General features: G+C 64.3%; 21 protein-coding genes and 1 tRNA gene. 11 read left to right on the plus strand and 11 right to left on the minus strand.

Annotated elements, in window-relative coordinates:
- Positions 1–19: 19 nt before the first annotated feature.
- Positions 20–1,132, minus strand: a complete 1,113-nt coding sequence (locus R3X27_RS17785) for a CaiB/BaiF CoA-transferase family protein (protein ID WP_317710220.1) — start codon at positions 1,130–1,132, stop codon at positions 20–22.
- A gap of 141 nt (positions 1,133–1,273) precedes the next feature.
- Between R3X27_RS17785 and R3X27_RS17790 the strand changes: the two genes are divergently transcribed.
- Positions 1,274–1,927 carry a 3-oxoacid CoA-transferase subunit A gene (locus R3X27_RS17790; RefSeq protein ID WP_317710221.1) on the plus strand — a complete coding sequence of 218 codons (654 nt, stop codon included), beginning with the start codon at positions 1,274–1,276 and terminating at the stop codon, positions 1,925–1,927.
- Between the two features lies 1 nt (position 1,928).
- Positions 1,929–2,582 carry a 3-oxoacid CoA-transferase subunit B gene (locus R3X27_RS17795; protein WP_317710222.1) on the plus strand — a complete coding sequence of 218 codons (654 nt, stop codon included), beginning with the start codon at positions 1,929–1,931 and terminating at the stop codon, positions 2,580–2,582.
- Between the two features lie 51 nt (positions 2,583–2,633).
- Here R3X27_RS17795 and R3X27_RS17800 read toward each other — a convergent pair whose 3' ends face one another.
- Entirely contained in the window at positions 2,634–3,002 is a 369-nt protein-coding gene (locus R3X27_RS17800; RefSeq protein WP_317710223.1) for a hypothetical protein, read from the minus strand.
- A gap of 190 nt (positions 3,003–3,192) precedes the next feature.
- Positions 3,193–3,277, minus strand: a tRNA-Leu gene (locus tag R3X27_RS17805).
- 96 nt (positions 3,278–3,373) lie between these two features.
- Here R3X27_RS17805 and R3X27_RS17810 point away from each other — a divergent pair.
- The gene (locus R3X27_RS17810) at positions 3,374–4,132 is read left to right on the plus strand and encodes a rhomboid family intramembrane serine protease (RefSeq protein WP_317710224.1); all 759 of its coding nucleotides are present in this window, start codon (positions 3,374–3,376) and stop codon (positions 4,130–4,132) included.
- A 30-nt stretch (positions 4,133–4,162) separates the two neighbouring features.
- Here the strand turns inward: R3X27_RS17810 and R3X27_RS17815 are convergent, their stop codons facing one another.
- The 3 genes from R3X27_RS17815 to R3X27_RS17825 all read right to left on the minus strand — a co-directional run bounded on the left by R3X27_RS17815 (position 4,163) and on the right by R3X27_RS17825 (position 6,342).
- On the minus strand, positions 4,163–4,369 hold the full coding sequence (locus R3X27_RS17815) for a hypothetical protein (protein WP_317710225.1): 207 nt from the start codon (positions 4,367–4,369) through the stop codon (positions 4,163–4,165).
- 41 nt (positions 4,370–4,410) lie between these two features.
- Entirely contained in the window at positions 4,411–5,202 is a 792-nt protein-coding gene (locus R3X27_RS17820) for an inositol monophosphatase family protein (protein WP_317710226.1), read from the minus strand.
- A 228-nt stretch (positions 5,203–5,430) separates the two neighbouring features.
- The gene (locus tag R3X27_RS17825) at positions 5,431–6,342 is read right to left on the minus strand and encodes a LysR family transcriptional regulator (protein WP_317710227.1); all 912 of its coding nucleotides are present in this window, start codon (positions 6,340–6,342) and stop codon (positions 5,431–5,433) included.
- Between the two features lie 93 nt (positions 6,343–6,435).
- Between R3X27_RS17825 and metF the strand changes: the two genes are divergently transcribed.
- Positions 6,436–7,302 carry a methylenetetrahydrofolate reductase [NAD(P)H] gene (gene metF, locus R3X27_RS17830; RefSeq protein ID WP_317710228.1) on the plus strand — a complete coding sequence of 289 codons (867 nt, stop codon included), beginning with the start codon at positions 6,436–6,438 and terminating at the stop codon, positions 7,300–7,302.
- A 121-nt stretch (positions 7,303–7,423) separates the two neighbouring features.
- Entirely contained in the window at positions 7,424–7,729 is a 306-nt protein-coding gene (locus tag R3X27_RS17835; RefSeq protein ID WP_317710229.1) for an antifreeze protein, read from the plus strand.
- A 118-nt stretch (positions 7,730–7,847) separates the two neighbouring features.
- Here R3X27_RS17835 and R3X27_RS17840 read toward each other — a convergent pair whose 3' ends face one another.
- Positions 7,848–8,930 carry a DUF2235 domain-containing protein gene (locus tag R3X27_RS17840; RefSeq protein ID WP_317710230.1) on the minus strand — a complete coding sequence of 361 codons (1,083 nt, stop codon included), beginning with the start codon at positions 8,928–8,930 and terminating at the stop codon, positions 7,848–7,850.
- 143 nt (positions 8,931–9,073) lie between these two features.
- Entirely contained in the window at positions 9,074–10,201 is a 1,128-nt protein-coding gene (locus tag R3X27_RS17845; RefSeq protein ID WP_317710231.1) for an acetoin utilization protein AcuC, read from the minus strand.
- 276 nt (positions 10,202–10,477) lie between these two features.
- On the opposite strand from R3X27_RS17845, the gene R3X27_RS17850 reads away from it, so the two are divergent.
- Both R3X27_RS17850 and R3X27_RS17855 read left to right on the plus strand, forming a co-directional pair.
- Complete coding sequence (locus tag R3X27_RS17850; protein ID WP_317710232.1) at positions 10,478–10,942, plus strand: NUDIX hydrolase; 465 nt, start codon at positions 10,478–10,480, stop codon at positions 10,940–10,942.
- 41 nt (positions 10,943–10,983) lie between these two features.
- On the plus strand, positions 10,984–11,418 hold the full coding sequence (locus tag R3X27_RS17855; protein WP_317710233.1) for a DUF1178 family protein: 435 nt from the start codon (positions 10,984–10,986) through the stop codon (positions 11,416–11,418).
- Here the strand turns inward: R3X27_RS17855 and R3X27_RS17860 are convergent.
- A complete protein-coding gene (locus tag R3X27_RS17860) occupies positions 11,393–12,076 on the minus strand; it encodes a ceramidase domain-containing protein (protein ID WP_317710234.1) in 684 nt (227 codons plus the stop codon). The genes R3X27_RS17855 and R3X27_RS17860 overlap by 26 nt on opposite strands.
- Before the next feature lie 60 nt (positions 12,077–12,136).
- Between R3X27_RS17860 and R3X27_RS17865 the strand changes: the two genes are divergently transcribed.
- Entirely contained in the window at positions 12,137–12,829 is a 693-nt protein-coding gene (locus tag R3X27_RS17865) for a metal-dependent hydrolase (RefSeq protein WP_317710235.1), read from the plus strand.
- Between the two features lie 285 nt (positions 12,830–13,114).
- Here the strand turns inward: R3X27_RS17865 and R3X27_RS17870 are convergent, their stop codons facing one another.
- Together R3X27_RS17870 and R3X27_RS17875 are read right to left on the minus strand one after the other, a co-directional pair.
- Positions 13,115–13,834 (minus strand): VCBS repeat-containing protein, encoded by a 720-nt coding sequence (locus tag R3X27_RS17870; RefSeq protein WP_317710236.1) that lies wholly within the window; start codon positions 13,832–13,834, stop codon positions 13,115–13,117.
- Between the two features lie 3 nt (positions 13,835–13,837).
- Positions 13,838–14,161: a 2Fe-2S iron-sulfur cluster-binding protein gene (locus R3X27_RS17875; protein WP_317710237.1), complete on the minus strand. Its 324-nt coding sequence runs from the start codon at positions 14,159–14,161 to the stop codon at positions 13,838–13,840.
- A 127-nt stretch (positions 14,162–14,288) separates the two neighbouring features.
- Between R3X27_RS17875 and R3X27_RS17880 the strand changes: the two genes are divergently transcribed.
- The 3 genes from R3X27_RS17880 (at position 14,289) to R3X27_RS17890 (ending at position 16,008) form a co-directional block, all read left to right on the plus strand.
- Positions 14,289–14,714 (plus strand): OB-fold nucleic acid binding domain-containing protein, encoded by a 426-nt coding sequence (locus R3X27_RS17880; RefSeq protein WP_317710238.1) that lies wholly within the window; start codon positions 14,289–14,291, stop codon positions 14,712–14,714.
- 110 nt (positions 14,715–14,824) lie between these two features.
- The gene (locus R3X27_RS17885; RefSeq protein WP_317710239.1) at positions 14,825–15,361 is read left to right on the plus strand and encodes a peptidoglycan-binding domain-containing protein; all 537 of its coding nucleotides are present in this window, start codon (positions 14,825–14,827) and stop codon (positions 15,359–15,361) included.
- Between the two features lie 176 nt (positions 15,362–15,537).
- Positions 15,538–16,008 (plus strand): hypothetical protein, encoded by a 471-nt coding sequence (locus tag R3X27_RS17890; protein WP_317710240.1) that lies wholly within the window; start codon positions 15,538–15,540, stop codon positions 16,006–16,008.
- Positions 16,009–16,159 lie beyond the last annotated feature (151 nt).

The following is a 16,159-nucleotide window of genomic DNA, read 5'->3' on the forward strand; positions in this document are numbered from 1 at the left end:
CGTCGCGAAGACCGTGCGTTCACCTGTCATCCTGACCGAGCCGCGGCGCGGCGCTGTCAAGGCACAGCTCCGCCTCGGAAAACCGCCACGGCCCGCGCACCCCCGGCACGCCCTCCGGGTCGATCCTGAGGCCGCGCGACACCACCTGCGGGTCCTCGAACACGGCCTCCATGTCATTGATTGGTCCCGCAGGCACACCCGCCGCTTCCAGCAGACCCAGAAGCTCTGCCGAGGGGAGATCTCCCGTCAGCGGCTCAAGAAAGCCGGTCAGTGCCGTGCGGTTCGCCACCCGCGCCGCATTGCTGGCATAGCTCGGATGATCTGCCAGCGACGCTTGCCCCAGCACCTCGCAGAAGCGCCGGAATTGCCCGTCATTGCCGACCGCCACGATCACATGCCCATCCGAGACCGGGAAGACCTGATAGGGTACGATATTGGGATGGGCATTGCCGCGCCGTCCCGGTGCCTCGCCGGTCGCGAGGAAATTCATCGCCTGGTTCGCCATCATCGCCGTCGCACAGTCGAGCAGGGACAGGTCGATATGTTGCCCACGCCCGGTCCGGTGCCGCTGCTCGACGGCCGCCAGGATTCCCACCGCTCCATAGAGCCCCGTCACGATGTCCGTGACCGCAACCCCGACCTTCTGCGGCTGCCCGCCGGCCTCGCCGGTCACCGACATCAGCCCGCTCATGCCCTGGATCAGGAAATCGTACCCCGCCCGCTTGGCATAGGGCCCCGTCTGCCCGAATCCGGTGATCGAGCAATAGACAAGACGCGGGTTCACCTCACGCAGGCTGTCGTAGTCGAGCCCGTATTTCGCAAGCCCGCCAAGCTTGAAATTCTCGATCAGGATGTCGGCCCCCGCCACCAGATCCATCACCTTGGCACGCCCCGCCTCGGTCCGGAAATCCGCCACCACCGAGCGCTTGCCTCGGTTGGCCGCGTGGAAATAGGCCGCCGAACGCTCGCTGTCCCGCTCGATGAAAGGCGGCCCCCAACGGCGCGTGTCATCGCCCTCCGGCGCCTCCACCTTGGTCACTTCCGCCCCTAGATCGGCCAGCGCCTGGCCGATCCACGGCCCCGCAAGGATCCGCGCCAGTTCCACCACCTTCAACCCGGCAAGCAAAGTCATCGAGCATCCCCCTTACGCATCTTGTCGCGCCTGCCCGCCACTTTTGCAACCGGTTGCAAAATGACCTTGACATGCCTCCGTCAATTGACGGCAATACGTACTATAGGAGCAGCGCACGGATCAGTGCCAGAGGAAGGACACATGAAGACAGCCACACGACTTGAAGCGGCAGCGGAGCTGATCCCGGAAGGGTCGGTCCTGCTCATCGGCGGTTTCATGGCCGTCGGAACACCGGAAAGAATGATCGATGCGCTTGTGGAGCGCGGCGTCGGCGGCTTTACGGTCGTGGCCAACGATACGGCCATGCCGGGTCACGGCATCGGCAAGCTGGTCACCGCCGGCCTCGTTGCGAAGGCCATTGTCAGCCATATCGGCCTCAATCCCGAAACCCAGGCCAAGATGATCGCCGGCGAGATGGAGGTCGAGTTGGTGCCGCAGGGCACGCTGGTCGAGCGCATCCGCGCTGGCGGTGTCGGCCTGGGCGGCGTGCTGACCGCAACCGGCCTTGGAACGCCCGTCGAGGACGGCAAGCAAGTCATCGAGGTCGACGGCAAGAAATTCCTGCTCGAAAAGCCTATCCGTGGCGATTTCGCCCTGATTGCGGCCAAGCAGGCCGACTACAAGGGCAACCTCGAATACGCGTTGACGGCGCATAACTTCAACCCGGTCATGGCGCTGGCCGCCGACACGGTGATCGCCGAGCCGCATGTGATCGTGCCCGTGGGCGCCATCCCGCCGGATGCGGTCAAGACGCCCGGCATCCTGGTCGACCACCTTCTGGAACGGGAGCACTGAGATGAACGCCAAGGAAGTCATCGCCCGCCGCGTCGCCCTTGAAATCACCGACGGCATGCTGGTCAATCTCGGCATCGGTCTGCCGTCGATGGTCGCCAATTTCCTGCCCGAGGATGTCGACATCTTCTTTCAGGCCGAAAACGGCGTGATCGGACTCGGCGCCCGCCCGCCCGAAGGCATGGAAGACCCCGACCTCACCGATGCCGGCGGCGGCTTCGTCACTGCCGTGCCCGGCGCAGCCTCTATCGACTCGGCCATGTCCTTCGGCCTGATCCGGGGCGGTCATCTCGACATGACTGTCCTCGGCGGATTGCAGGTCGATGAGCGCGGCTATCTGGCCAACTGGATGGTCCCGGGCAAGATGGTCCCCGGCATGGGCGGCGCGATGGACCTTGTGGCCGGTGCCAAGAAGGTCGTCGTCGCCATGGTGCATACCGCAAAGGGCAACCCGAAGATCATGCCGGAATGCACATTGCCGCTGACGGCGGCGCGTCGCATCAGCCTGATCGTGACCGAAATGGCCGTGATCGAACCGACCGAGGACGGGCTCGTGCTGCGCGAGACGGGCCCGGGGGTCACGGTTGAGGAGGTCATTGCCGCGACTGCCGCGACGCTGATCGTACCGGAGACCGTGCCGGAAATGGCGCTGGCCTGAGACCGGGAACGCAACAGTTGAAAGGGGCCTGTGAAGGGCCCCTTTTCTGTCTCAGAAATGCGGCTTGGGTTCGTCCGGTTTGCCCGCGGCCAGGGCGAGGAAACCACCCGTGACGCAGAACCCGATCGGGAACATGGTGAAGACGCCAAAACCGAAGGCGTGATACATCAGCGCCCCGGAGGCGAGCATCAACCCTCCGCCCCAAAGCGCGCGCGCCTTCGACATCGCGCCACCGGCGATTGCCAGAAGTGGGGCGAGGAAGCTCGAGATCCGGATCAGGTCCATCTGCTCCACATGACCCAGGGCGTCTCCAACTTCACTGTAGGTCCGAACCAGTTCCGTGTAGCCGAATCCGAAGAAACCAACGATCATGGCGAGCAACCCACCGATCACGCCCAGCATCGAGGCTGCGTTGCGCATTCCATATTCCCTTCGACGCCGTTCGCGCCCGTTTCTCGTGTATGTGAGATAGGTCGCCCACTGCTCCGGTATCAAGGGGGTGCGCGACATCATTTTGGCACGGGCCGGGCGCTCGCTCCGGCGGTTCCGATCTGCGGAAGGCAATTCGTCCTGGATGTTGGACATTGCGAAAGGTCGATCAAAATGGCGCTGGTGCGGGCGGCGGGAGTCGAACCCGCACGGGCCAGGCCCTAGCGATTTTAAGTCGCTTGTGTCTACCATTCCACCACGCCCGCGACGCGTTCGACCTAGGACGTTCGCGCATTGGCGGCAAGGGGAGACTGGCGCGCCTTCCCCCTTGACCCAACGCCCCGCGCCGATAGCCTGACCTCATGTTTCCAATCCGCGATCACAATCCCTCGGGCCGCACGCCTTACGTGACCTTCGCGCTGATTGCGACAAACATATTGATATTCCTGAGCTATTGGAGCCTGATGGATCAGCCCCACGCGCTGATCGCGCTCTATGAGAAATACGCCCTGATCCCGGCACGACCGAGCCTGTCGAGCTTTGTGACCTCGATTTTCCTGCATGCCGGTATCTGGCACCTGCTCGGCAACATGCTCTTCCTGTGGATCTTCGGCGACAATCTTGAGGACGAGATGGGACATGCCCGTTTTGCCCTGTTCTACCTTTTGAGCGGGATCCTGGCTGGGCTCGTGCATGTGCTGCTTTCGCAAGGCTCCTCTGTACCGACAGTCGGCGCCTCGGGCGCCATTGCCGGGGTAATGGGCGGCTACATGCTTCTTTTCCCACGAGCGCGTGTGGACATCTTGCTGATCGTAATCATCTTTTTCAAAATCTTTTCGATTCCCGCCTGGGCAATGCTGGCGCTCTGGTTCGGGATTCAGCTTGTCGGCGGCGTCATGTCGGATCCCGACGCGGCGGGCGTCGCCTATTGGGCACATGCAGGGGGATTCGTGATTGGCGCCATTCTGGCGTTTCCGACCTGGTTACGTGTCGGCGGTTCCGACTTCTGGAGCGAAACACGCGGCAAACCTCCGCACCCGGCTGCACAGTATAGCCGAAGCAACATACCCAGAGTTGGGCGCCCACGCGGAAATTCGTCCCGTGGCGACCACCGCAACTGAAGTCCGGACATTGTCCGGATCTCACACTCGTCAGAACGATGTCTTGATCTCGAAATCGGCCGTCGTCGTGGCAATCGCCTCTGCCGTATCCTGCGAGCTGTTGCGCCAGATATGGATCGATCCAAGCGCAAGAGAAACCACGATACCGGTCATGACTACCCAGTCGACGGTTACCGCACCGCGATCATCGGACTGGAAGCGGGAAACAAGCCGCCGGAGGAATGCAATCTGTGTCATGACTCCACACTATCCATCGATTGTGGCGCCAAATGGACAGATTAACGGCTGCGAATTGTCTCGGCGAATTTTGTGAACACTTCGCCGTTGCCCGCGATGATCATGCGATCGGCAAAAATTTCGCGTCCCGTGTAGAGCGGCTCGACGAAGCCTCCCGCCTCCCGGACGATCACGATCCCGGCCGCGATGTCATGGGCATTCACTTCGCGCTCCCAATAGCCTTCGTAGCGCCCGGCGGCGACATAGGCCATGTCGAGCCCGGCGGAGCCCCAGCGACGCACACCCGCACATTGCGGCATGAGCTTGGCGAGGTCCTGCATGGTCGCCGGAAGCGTTCGCTTTGCGCCCCAGGGGATGCCGGTCGCGAAGACCGATTCGATCATGCGGGACCGGCCGGAGACACGAATCCGCTGATCATTGTTGAGCCAGGCCCCGGTGCCTTTTTCGGCAAAGAACATCTCGTCCTTGGCGGCGTCGAAGATGACACCGGAGACGATCTCGCCCTTGTGCTCCAGAGCGATGGAGACAGCCCAGTGGGGCAGGCCGTGCAGGAAGTTGGTGGTGCCGTCGAGCGGATCGACGATCCAACGGCGGGTGGGGTCCTTGCCCTCGACCTCGCCGCTTTCCTCGCCAAGCCAACCGTAATTGGGGCGGGCATTGGTGAGCTCCTCGCGGATGATCTCCTCGGCGCGCAGATCTGCCCGCGTAACGAAATCGCCCGGCCCTTTCGAGCCGACCTGAAGGTTCTCCACCTCGCGGAAATCCTTGACCAGAGAGCGGCCTGCCGCGCGGGCGGCCTTGATCATGACGTTGAGATTTGCGCTGCCCTGCATCTGCCCGGCTCCTCGATGTTCAAGCCGCGCATATAGCGGTCAGGCTGGCGGATGGAAAGAGCGTTCGCCAGTTGGCGCAGAACTCCGCCACGAGCCCCCGGGATGCGTGTGCAGCAAGTCGTCGAGCCGCTTTTGGCCGGAGCGGGCTTGCGGACCTTGCCGCCCTTCGCCGCGGGGACAGCGCAAACCATGCCGATCAGCGCTCAGACCCACCGGCTTCCAGTCCTCTTAGGCGCTCTCGCGTTGGAGTCGCACGGGAACCGTCCGCGCCAGGCGCAGGAAATGCGCCATGAAGGGCTTCTCGATCTCGTCCGACCGGCTTGCCGCATAGAGCCGCCGGGTCAGCCCCGCCTTCGTCAACGGGCGGGTCACATAATCCGAATTGTAGCGTACCTCGCGCACAACCCAGTCCGGCAGCACAGAGACGCCGCGATTGGACGCGACCAGCAGCAGGATCACCGCTGTCAGTTCGACCTGACGTACCCCTCGTGGCTCGATCCGGGCCGGCATCAGAAGCTGGCTGAATACGTCGAGCTTGCTGCGTTCGACCGGGTAGGTGATCAGCACCTCGTTGCGGAAATCCTCCGCATCAACAAAGGCGCGTTCCGCCAGCGGGTGCCGCGAGGATGCGACGAAGACCGGCGAGTAGTCGAAAAGAGGGTTGAACGTGACACCGTCAATCTTCTCGGGATCGGAGGAGATGACGATATCGACCTCCTCTTTCCAAAGTGCTGGCAGCGCTCCGAAAGCAAGCCCGGGGCGGATATCGACATCGACATCCGGCCAGGCCTTGCGGAATTCCTCCAGCACCGGGAAGAGCCATTCGAAACAGGCGTGACACTCGATGGCGATATGCAGCCGGCCCGACTTGCCATTTCGCAGCCCGCGAAACTCTTCCTCCAGCGCCACCATCTCCGGCAGAACCCGCTCCGCCGTCCGCAACATGCGCAAGCCGGCGGCCGAGAGCTTGAGCGGCTTGGAGCGCCGTGCGAAAAGCTCCATCCCCGCCTGCTCTTCCAATCCCTTAACCTGGTGGCTCAGCGCGGATTGGGTGATATTGAGGATTTCCGCTGCCCGGGCGAGGCCGCCCGCTTCGTGGATCGCCTTGATGGTACGGAGGTGGCGGAGCTCGACATGCATGCGCGACTCATGATCTTCGTGAAAATTATGAAATTGCTTCACCGGCCGAGATATGCGAGATCAAAAACCGACACAAGAGGACCCGAAATCGTCATGACCGCGCCGACCGTCTCTTTCGAATTCTTTCCGCCCCGTTCCGTGGAGGCCTCTTTTCGGCTGCATGAGACCGTGCAGGCGCTCGCACCGCTGAAGCCGGAATTCGTCTCCGTGACCTATGGCGCCGGTGGAACAACGCGTCGGCTAACCCATGAAGCCGTCTCCGCAATTCACCGCACCACGGATCTCAAGGTCGCCGCCCACCTGACCTGCGTCGACGCCACCCGCGCCGAGACGCTGGAGATCGCGCGCGGCTATGCCGAGGCGGGTGTCACCGAGATCGTCGCGCTGCGGGGCGACCCGCCGAAAGGCGCAGACCGATTCGAGCCGCATCCCGAAGGATTCGCCGATAGCTGCGAGTTGATTTCGGCGCTGCGCGAGACGGGCGATTTCACCATCCGGGTCGGCGCCTATCCGGACCGCCACCCCGAAGCCACCAGCGATCACGCCGATATCGACTGGCTCAAGCGCAAGTTCGATGCCGGGGCGGACGCCGCGATCACCCAGTTCTTCTTCGAGGCCGACACGTTCTTCCGGTTCCGCGATGCCTGCGTGAAAGCCGGGATCGACAAGCCGATCCTGCCTGGCATCCTGCCCATCGAGCATTGGGCGAACACGCGGCGCTTCGCCGAGCGCTGTGGCGCGACGGTCCCGACCTGGCTCGACGACGCCTTCGCCCAGGCGGCGCGCGACGAGCGCGAGGAGTTGCTGGCCATCGCCGTGGCCACCGAGCTTTGCACCGATCTGGCCGAAGGCGGCGCAGACCACCTGCATTTCTACACGCTCAACAAGCCGCACCTGACGCATGACATCTGCCACGCGCTCGGTGTTGCCCCGCATCGCGTCCTTCAAGACGTCGCCTGAGGCACCCGCGCACCTGTAAGAAACCTTGCCTGACGCCATTGACGTGTGACTCAACGTCATTGAGGAAATTTTCATCCTTCGTCGTTAACACTTTCGGAACAACGACTTCCGAGGCAAGAAAATGTACGGGTTTGGGTTCCTTTTCCAGTCCAGCTCCAACTGGCAGAAGGCGGCAATCGAAGAGCAGGAAATGTGGGCCGCGGCGTCAGAAGTGATCTGGTTGCGCGGCTGGCAGATGCTTACGGGCACAATGACATCCCATGAAGCGACGCGGATGCTCGTCGAGAAGCCGCTGGCTTTTGCGCGCGCCGCGCAGGACGCCGGAGAAGCCGTCGTGACCGGACGCGATCCGGTCGCGGTGACGCGGGCAGCTGTCGGGCCGTTGCGCTCGGAGGCGCGCGCCAATGCCCGGAGGCTCCGGAGCTAGAGCGGCGGCCTCCGGACACGGCACAGGCGGCGGGCTACTTGCTTCCGTCTCGTCCTCTAAGAGAACGTGATCGGCGGAACGCACCTTTAACACTGGTGCCAGGCAAGCGCCGACCGGCTCAATGCGATGTTGAGATATGCTCATTGGCGGTTGCCGCCCGGGCGAGATCCGCATCGCGGTCAATCGCCGGGTGGAAGCTTTCCGACGGATCGGAGCCATAGCGCCGGCGCGCACGGAGCCAGAACAGCTTGCCCCAGCCGCGATAGGACCCGACCGAGGGCGCCGTGGCATCACAGGGGAAACGCTCGCGCCAGTTCGAGGGAAGCTCCAGCCCCGCCGCTTCCGCCTTTTCCAGCATCCAGACCAGCGAGAGGTTGGCCCGCGGCCGCGCCGCCTCGAAGCCGTCGAGCTGGCCGCCGACATCGCCATGACTGCCCGGGAACCAGCGTTGCTCGACCCCGCCAGTCCGCCCCGGCGGGGTTTCCCAGAGCTCCGGCGCGAAGGCGAGGCGCGTCTCGTCATGCGCCAGCGCATGGTAGCCGTGGCGGATATGGGCACCGAGCGCGTGGTTGTGGAAGGCATGAGATGGCTCGGTCAGCCGCCAGAGCAGCGGCAGACGAAGCCCGAGCGCCTTGACCGTGTCCCAGACGCCAACCATCTCGATACAGGTATCCGCGTGGCACATCCGCCTGCGGAACGTTGCGGCCGCCTCGCTGTTCGGGTCGCATTGATAGTGGCGGTAGGCCTGCTGGATATTGCGGACCGTCGCATTGGGCGCGCGCACCAACCCGATCCGGTCGATCACCCCCGCCAGCGAGCGCACGGCGAAAGCGCCGCGCGAGTAGCCGAAGAGATAGATTCGGTCGCCCGGCCGGTAACGCGAGGCAAGGAAGCCATAGGCACGACGGATCTTGCGGTTCATGCCGCGCCCCAACGCAACATCCCGCGTACTGGCCCAGTCGCGCCACTGGATACCGGCCTCGTAGAAGAGCGATTGCCGGGAAATCACGCCCGTCTCGGCCAGCAGGCGATAGGTCCGCCCGGCATTGGTCTCGCGGCCGGGATCGAGCGTGGACAGGGTCCCGTCCAGGATCAGCACATGGGTGACCGGGCCGCGCCGATGCGAGGCGACAGCGGAATGCCGGTGCCGGTTGCGCCGCCGCAGCCGCGACCAGGCCGCAATCTGCCGGTTCAGCCGCATGGTGTCTTCCGCCCGCCAATTTCGAAAAGCATCGCCGCTTGCCTCCCTTCATTGCATCGAGCTTGGCACGGTTCGGATTTCCCGCAAATGACCCGGAACAAGAAGACGCATAAAATGCGCGGCATTGTGTTCGTCCGTGAGCCTCAGAGCAGTCCTTCGCGCTGCCGCAGATAAGCCAGTCTTTCTTGGATCTCTCCACGCACCGGACCGGGGCGCGGCTGGTCCCGCAGCGTGGTGAACCAATGTTCGGGCGGCGCCTTGCCCCGCCGGTCGCCCTCCCAGCGCAACGCCCGCAACAGGTCTTCGCCCTCAGGCGGCAGCCGATCCGGGATCTCGATCCCGTTCAGAACCGCCCAGACTCCGGTCCAGAGCCGCCCGACCGACCATGGGTTATACCCGCCGCCACCCAGCACGAGATAGCGCGGCGCGAGCGGGCGCAGCGCGGAGACGATCTCCCAATGCGCATTGTTCGAGAGCGACAGCCGCGCCAGCGGATCCTCGACCACCGCATCGGCACCGCATTGCAACACAACGGCTTCCGGCGCGAAACGTTCCACAAGCGGAAGGATCAACGCCTCGCGCACGAGCGCCATTTCGCTATCATTGAAGCCGCGCGGCACCGGCAAGTTGACCGCAGCGCCGCCGGCCACCTCCTCCAGCCCGCCGGTAAAGGGCCAGCGCCGCTCCTCGTGCACCGAGATCATCAGCACCTCCGGATCGCCGGCAAAGCCGGTCTCGACCCCGTCGGGATGATGCGCATCGATGTCGATATAGGCGATCCGCCGGATCCCGGCCCGGCGTAAAGACAGCATGCCCAGCACCGGGTCGTTGAGATAGCAGAAGCCATTGGCCCGGTCCTTCAGCCCGTGATGCGTCCCCCCCGCCGGATGGTGGATCACCCCACCTTTTGCCAACAGTTCCCCGGCCAGAAGCGAGCCCCCGGCGGCGGTGGCCGGGCGGCGATAGACCTGCGGGAAAACCGGGTTGGAATGGGTGCCGAGCCCAAACCTGTCCCGCTCGTTTTCTGTCACCGCCTGTTTGGATTCCGCGCGTTGCAACGCTGCGATGTAGTCGGGCGCGTGCCAGAGCGACAGTGCGGCCGGCTTCGCTCTGGGCGAGGTCACGTATTGCGCTGGCGAGAGCCAGCCCAGCGCCCGCGCAAGGTCCATGACAGTCGAGACACGCGGAACCCGGAGCGGATGCCAGGCGCCATAGCTGGAGCCGCGATAGATCTCCGCGCCGATGAAACGCGCCTGTTCCGGTTCTGTCACCTGTGCCCCCTCAGGACGAACATCTTCTCGTATTTCTACGCGGGACCCTCCCGAACGGATCTCGCGCGTCAAGTCCGGGCACTGCGGGCACGTCGCCCTCCGGCGGGATGTCGCCCCAGAGAAACAGCAAGGAGTTGCCCGTTCAGGCGGCACGTATTAAGTGCAAAAGATCAGCAAAAAACTGAACGATTTGTGTGTAGTTGCTACCTGATGTACAACAGGTGGAACTTTTATGACAACAGGTCAAGCAGCGAAGGACCGGAGAGGCAGGCGCATTTGGGTGAAACGATCAAACTTCCGAAAGGACTGAAGCTCGGCAAGGACGTGCGGACGCAATATGGTGCGCTCTGCTATCGGATCGTGCGCGGCGAACCGCAGGTCCTCCTCGTGACATCGCGCACGCGCAGGCGCTGGATCATCCCCAAGGGCTGGCCGATGGAGACTGTGTCGCCCCATCGCGCGGCCGGCATCGAGGCCTGGGAAGAAGGCGGCGTGCGCGGCAAGACGGAAGACCGCTGCATCGGCGTCTATACCTACACGAAGCTGGGAGATGGGCAGGGGCCGGACATTCCCTGTGCGGTCTGGGTCTTTCCGCTGAAGGTGAAGTCGCTGACCAAGGAGTATCGCGAAAGCAAGCAGCGCCGCCGCAAATGGTTCTCCCTGAAAAAGGCGAGCAAGAAAGTGGCCGAGCCGGAGTTGCGGGAAATCCTGCGCAGTTTCAAGCCGCGCCAGACGCGCTGATCCCTTTGAATTCGTCCCTCGAGACGTTACATTTGAAGCGCATGATCAAATACAGTCTCATATGTGCCGACGGTCACCGGTTCGAAAGCTGGTTCGCCTCGGCGGATGCGTTCGAAACCCTGCGCGGTTCGGGCATGGTGACCTGCGCGGTCTGCGGCTCGGGCCAGGTTGGCAAGGCGATGATGGCGCCAACCGTGAAAGCGAGCGACAACCGCGCCGAGACCCCTCCGGAAAAACCGTTGAGCAAGCCGGCCAACGAGGCCGAGAAGGCGCTTGAGACGCTGCGCAAGAAGGTCGAGACAGAGAGCGACTATGTCGGCCGGGACTTCGCGCGCGAGGCGCGGGCGATGCACGAAGGCGAGGCGCCGGAACGGTCGATCCATGGCGAGGCCAATGTGCAGGAGGCACGCGGCCTGATCGAGGATGGTGTCCCGGTGATGCCCCTTCCCTTCACCCCGAAGCGCAAGACGAACTGAGCGGTTTCGCCCGGGCCGTCACATGGCGCCGATACACCTCGATCATCCAGCCCAGCATGATCCCGTTCAGGATATGCCAGAGGAAATGCGTTCCCAGCGGGACGGCGGCGCAGACACCCATATCGATGGACCGAAAGAAGAGCGACAAGCAGAGCAGCCCCGCCCCGATGGCGAGCCCACGCGCCGTTGCGGGCGCCCGCTTGCGCAACCCGACGGCATAGAGCGCGATCAGGAGCGGCACGGGCCAGTACCCAGCCGAAATCTCGAAGAAGGGCAACCGCTGAAAGAGCGGGATCGTTAGTGCGGCGAACGGAAAGAAGCCAGCGGTGGCGAGCAGGGCCACGGGGAGCCGCATGGTCCAAAAGTCTCGATTGGCGGCGAAGATATAGAGCAGGATGAAGACAGCGATGGGAGTGGTGTCGGCGATTGCACCCCAGATGGTCGCATGGGTGTGGAAAAGCCAGGACCCGATGCCGATCGCCGCCAGTGTGACGCACATCCCGGTCGCAAGCGGCAGCTCCGCTCCGCGCACCCGACGCCAGAGCAGCCAGGCCGCGATGAGGAAGGCCACATTGGTGACGGCGTTGACCGGCTCTGACCAGTAGCTGAAATCGGTCCGCTCGCAATATCCGTCAACCTGGCGCAAGAGGCCTTCCATTTCGCCTCTCCCCGGCTAGGCTTTCTTCGAAGCCTTAGCTCTTTTCGGAGGAGAATCGAAATGAAGATCACGTGGCTCGGCCATTCCGGCTTCCGCATCGAGATTGCCGACCAGGTCCTGCTGGTCGATCCCTGGTTGACCGGGAACCCCGTCTTTCCGGAGGGTCGCCGTGCCGAAGCCATCGCCGGCGCGACCCATATCCTGCTGAGTCACGGCCATGGCGACCATGCCGGCGACGCGCTGGCGCTTTCAAGGGAACTCGACGTGCCGCTGGTCGGGATCTACGACCTGATGAGTCACTGGGAGGCCAGCGAGGGCGTCGCCACGATCGGTTTTAACAAGGGCGGCACGGTGGCGCTTGGCGCGGTCGCCGTGACCATGGTCAACGCAGTGCATTCCTCCTCGCTCGGCTCGGACGCCGGGCCCGTTTACGCCGGAGGCGAGGCGGGGTTCATGATCGCGGGCGAGGGGCATGTCATCTATTTCTCGGGCGATACCGACGTCACAGCCGATATGGGCCTTTGGGCAGAGTTGCACGCGCCCGATATCGGCATCCTCTGTGCCGGGGGGCATTTCACCATGGACATGAAGCGCGCCGCCTTCGCCGCCCGGAAGTTCTTCGACTTCAAGACGGTGATCCCCTGCCATTACAAGACCTTCCCGCTGCTTGAGCAATCTGCTGCGGCGCTCGTGGAGGGACTTCCGGACGTGGAGGTCAAAGCGCTGGACGTACTGGACACGGTGGACTTCTGAAGGCCGGCAGATTGATCGAGGACAGCACGGTCAGTCGATGCCGTTGCAAGCGGCTCCTTCGCGAGCCGTGCAAGCGCCTGCCCGTGGGATGGCGCCGCAACGTTCGAGGTCCGCACGTAATCCCAACCAAGTCCGAAAAAGATCAAGCCGTTGCTCACGGGCGACGAAGCGCCAGCCCGCCGGAACGGGCAGGCGCTGGCACGGCGGCGACGCCTTGTCCCGTGCCCCAAAGCACTCAACTCGACTTTCCGCTAGCTGCTCTTCGGTATTGTCCGGTCCTGCCGCCTATCGGCAGGACACCGCGTCCCGGAACGACTCCGGGCCTTCATGCGGGCCGATATCCCGCTCGACCAATTGCCGGCCAGACAGGGAAACCGCGAGCACCCGCGACCAGTCCGCCGACGCGACAATCATCTCCGGCCGCCCGTCACAGTCCCGCATCCCGCCGGAGATTTCGGTCTCGCCGATCCGGTGGTTGGTGAAACCCGGCGCCGAAGCCACCTCGCGCAACTGACCGTCCTCGTAGCGCCAGACCCGCAGGATCCGCGCCAGATGCGGTCGGTCGACATAGGCAATCTCCATCGCCCCGTCCCCGTCGAGATCCGCGGCCCCCACCGGCGCCAGCCAGCGGAATCGCGTGCCGATGAACGGCGTCTGTGCCAGCCGGTCCAGCTTTCCGGAGGTTAGCCCCCAGACCGCCAGCCGCGCCCCGCGGTCCCGGTGGCTTTCCACCACGATCACCTCGGCCGCACCGTCCCCGTCGAGATCCACAACGCGCGGCGCCACATCCTCGAAGACCAGCGCCTCGGGAAGTTCGGCCAATTGCGCGCCGCCACTGCAATCAATCCGCAGCTGGCCCCATTCCAGCGCATCGCCGAGGACGCCATGCGGGTACTGTCCCGTTGGCCCCTCGTAGCGCGCCGACTGGATCGCCCCGTCGCAGCCCGCCGCCAGACCCGGTGAGCCGGCCAGCAGGGCCGCTGCGATCAGGACAATCCGGAGCATCGATCAGATCTGCTTCTCGGGAAGCCGGACGATCAAGCCGTCCATATCGTCGTTCACCTTGATCTGGCAGGTCAGGCGCGACAGGCCCGGCTTGGTCTCGTAAGCGAAGTCCAGCATGTCCTCTTCCATCGCCTCCACGCCGGGCAGCTTCTCCACCCAGGCTTCGTCGATATAGGCATGGCAGGTCGAACAGGCGCAGGCGCCGCCGCAATCGGCGTCGATCCCCGGCACGCCATTGTCCCGCGCGCCTTCCATGACGGTCAGCCCGCTGGCCACGTCCACAACATGTTCCTTCCCGGAAAACTCGACATAGGTAATCTTGGGCACGCCTCTCGTTCCTTCTTGCTGCCGTCGCCGGTTGGCTCGTTCAAAGGCTCACATAGGCCAATCGACCCGGCTTTGCCAGTGCCAACGGGGCTTGGACGAGGCCGCAATTCGTTCTACATTTGTTCCCATGAGTGTCTATCCCCCGGCCCCGACCCCGCCGCCCGACAGCTGGCCACGCCCGCCCGCCTGCCTGACGGCCAGTCAACTCGGCCTGCCGCCCGGCGGCGCGCGGGTCTGCGTGGCCGGACTGGTGCTGGTCCGGCAACGGCCGGGTACGGCCAAGGGCGTGATCTTCCTGACGCTGGAAGACGAGACCGGCACCTGCAATATCGTCGTCTGGGCCAAGACCTATGAGCGCTTCCGCCGCGCGGTCATCGCTGGGCGCCTGCTCCGCGTCACCGGGCGCATCCAGCGCGAGGCGGAAATCGTCCATGTCATCGCCGAACATGTCGAGGATATCTCGCCCATGCTCGACGAGTTGCTCCGCCCCGATTTCGACCCCGGCTTCGATACCGACGTCGACACCGGTTTGAACACGGGCAGGTGGGGTTGAGTCGCATCGGCCACATCCTGCCGCGACCGCATCCACCCGCCGCCGCAGGGCTTGCCCGTTTCGCCGCGATGGCTAGGCTCCCCGCGACCAGAAAACAGTGACCGACCCGCATGATCCGCGCCGCCCTGCTCCTTGCCCTGCTCGTGACCTCTGCCTGCAGCGGCATCCCGGAGATTGCCCGGCTGGAGGAACCTGCCGAGATCGCCTCGCACGGCGCTGACGGCCCGCCAGACGCCGCGCCCGGAACCTGCTGGGGCCGCGACGAGACCCCGGCGACCCTGCAAACGGTGACCGTGGAATCCGTGGTCACCCCGGCCAGCTATGACGCGGACGGCAAGCTCCTGAAGCCCGCGGTCACCGCAACAGAAACCCGGCAGGAGATCGTCGAGGAACGGCAGGAGCTTTGGTTCGAGACCCCCTGCCCGGACAGTTTCACCCCCGATACGGTCGCCTCCCTGCAACGCGCCCTGAAGGCGCGCGGCGTCTATGACGGCGAGATCACCGGCAGTCTGGACAGCGCAACCCGCAGCGCCATCCGCCGTTACCAGCAGCCGCAGGGGCTCAACAGCGCCGTGCTGTCTCTGACCGCCGCACGCCAACTCGGCCTCGTCGCCATCGCAATACCAGGCAGCAGCTCCGAGCGCTAAACCGTCGCCTTACGGAGCGCCGACGGAATTCCGTCGGCGAAACCCTGTGCATAATCACACATCACCCGGCGATTCCCGCAGTCTTTGAAGCACTCGCACACACCCCACATCTCTCTCATCCAAGGCGGGACAGCCCGCCGACAGAGATTAAACGAGCACTTCGAAAGGACCGCATCATGAACCGCTTTGCTCTCGCCACCTCCGCCCTCCTGACACTCGCCATCGCCGCTCCCGCGCTTGCCAGTGACCAGCTGGCCAACACGCTCGGCGTTGAAGGCCAGGGCTTCTCGACCTCCGAGCTGACCCAACTCAAGGCCGCCTATGACGATGGTGACGCCGCCCGCATCAACTTCCTGCTCGAAAGCGGTGGCGCTGCTGCGACCGTCTCGACCAAGGGCGCCTCCGCAAGCTCCGACCAGCTGGCCAAGAGCCTCGGCGTCGACGCCTCCGACTACAGCCGCGCCGAACTGGTGGCGCTGAAGGGGGCGATGGATGACGATGACGCGACCCGGATCAACGCGATCACCTCGCAGGCGGCCGCCAATAGCGGCGACACCCCGGAATACCGGATCCAGCTCGGCAAATCCGTCGGTCTGGACGCCATGAGCAACAGCCGTGCCGATCTCGTGCACGCACACGAAAGCTGACCAGACGATCTCCAGCCTCCCTGTCCTCTTGGCAGACCTGGCCCGGTGCACTGCGCACCGGGCCTTTTTTGTTCCAAAACCCAACGATCCCGTTCAAACGGACTCACGCGCCTGTGGGGTCCCGCGAGGCGACCGCTCCTCACACGGTCCC

Origin of the sequence: Tropicimonas sp. TH_r6 (assembly GCF_033101155.1) — a bacterium.
Lineage (GTDB): Bacteria > Pseudomonadota > Alphaproteobacteria > Rhodobacterales > Rhodobacteraceae > Tropicimonas.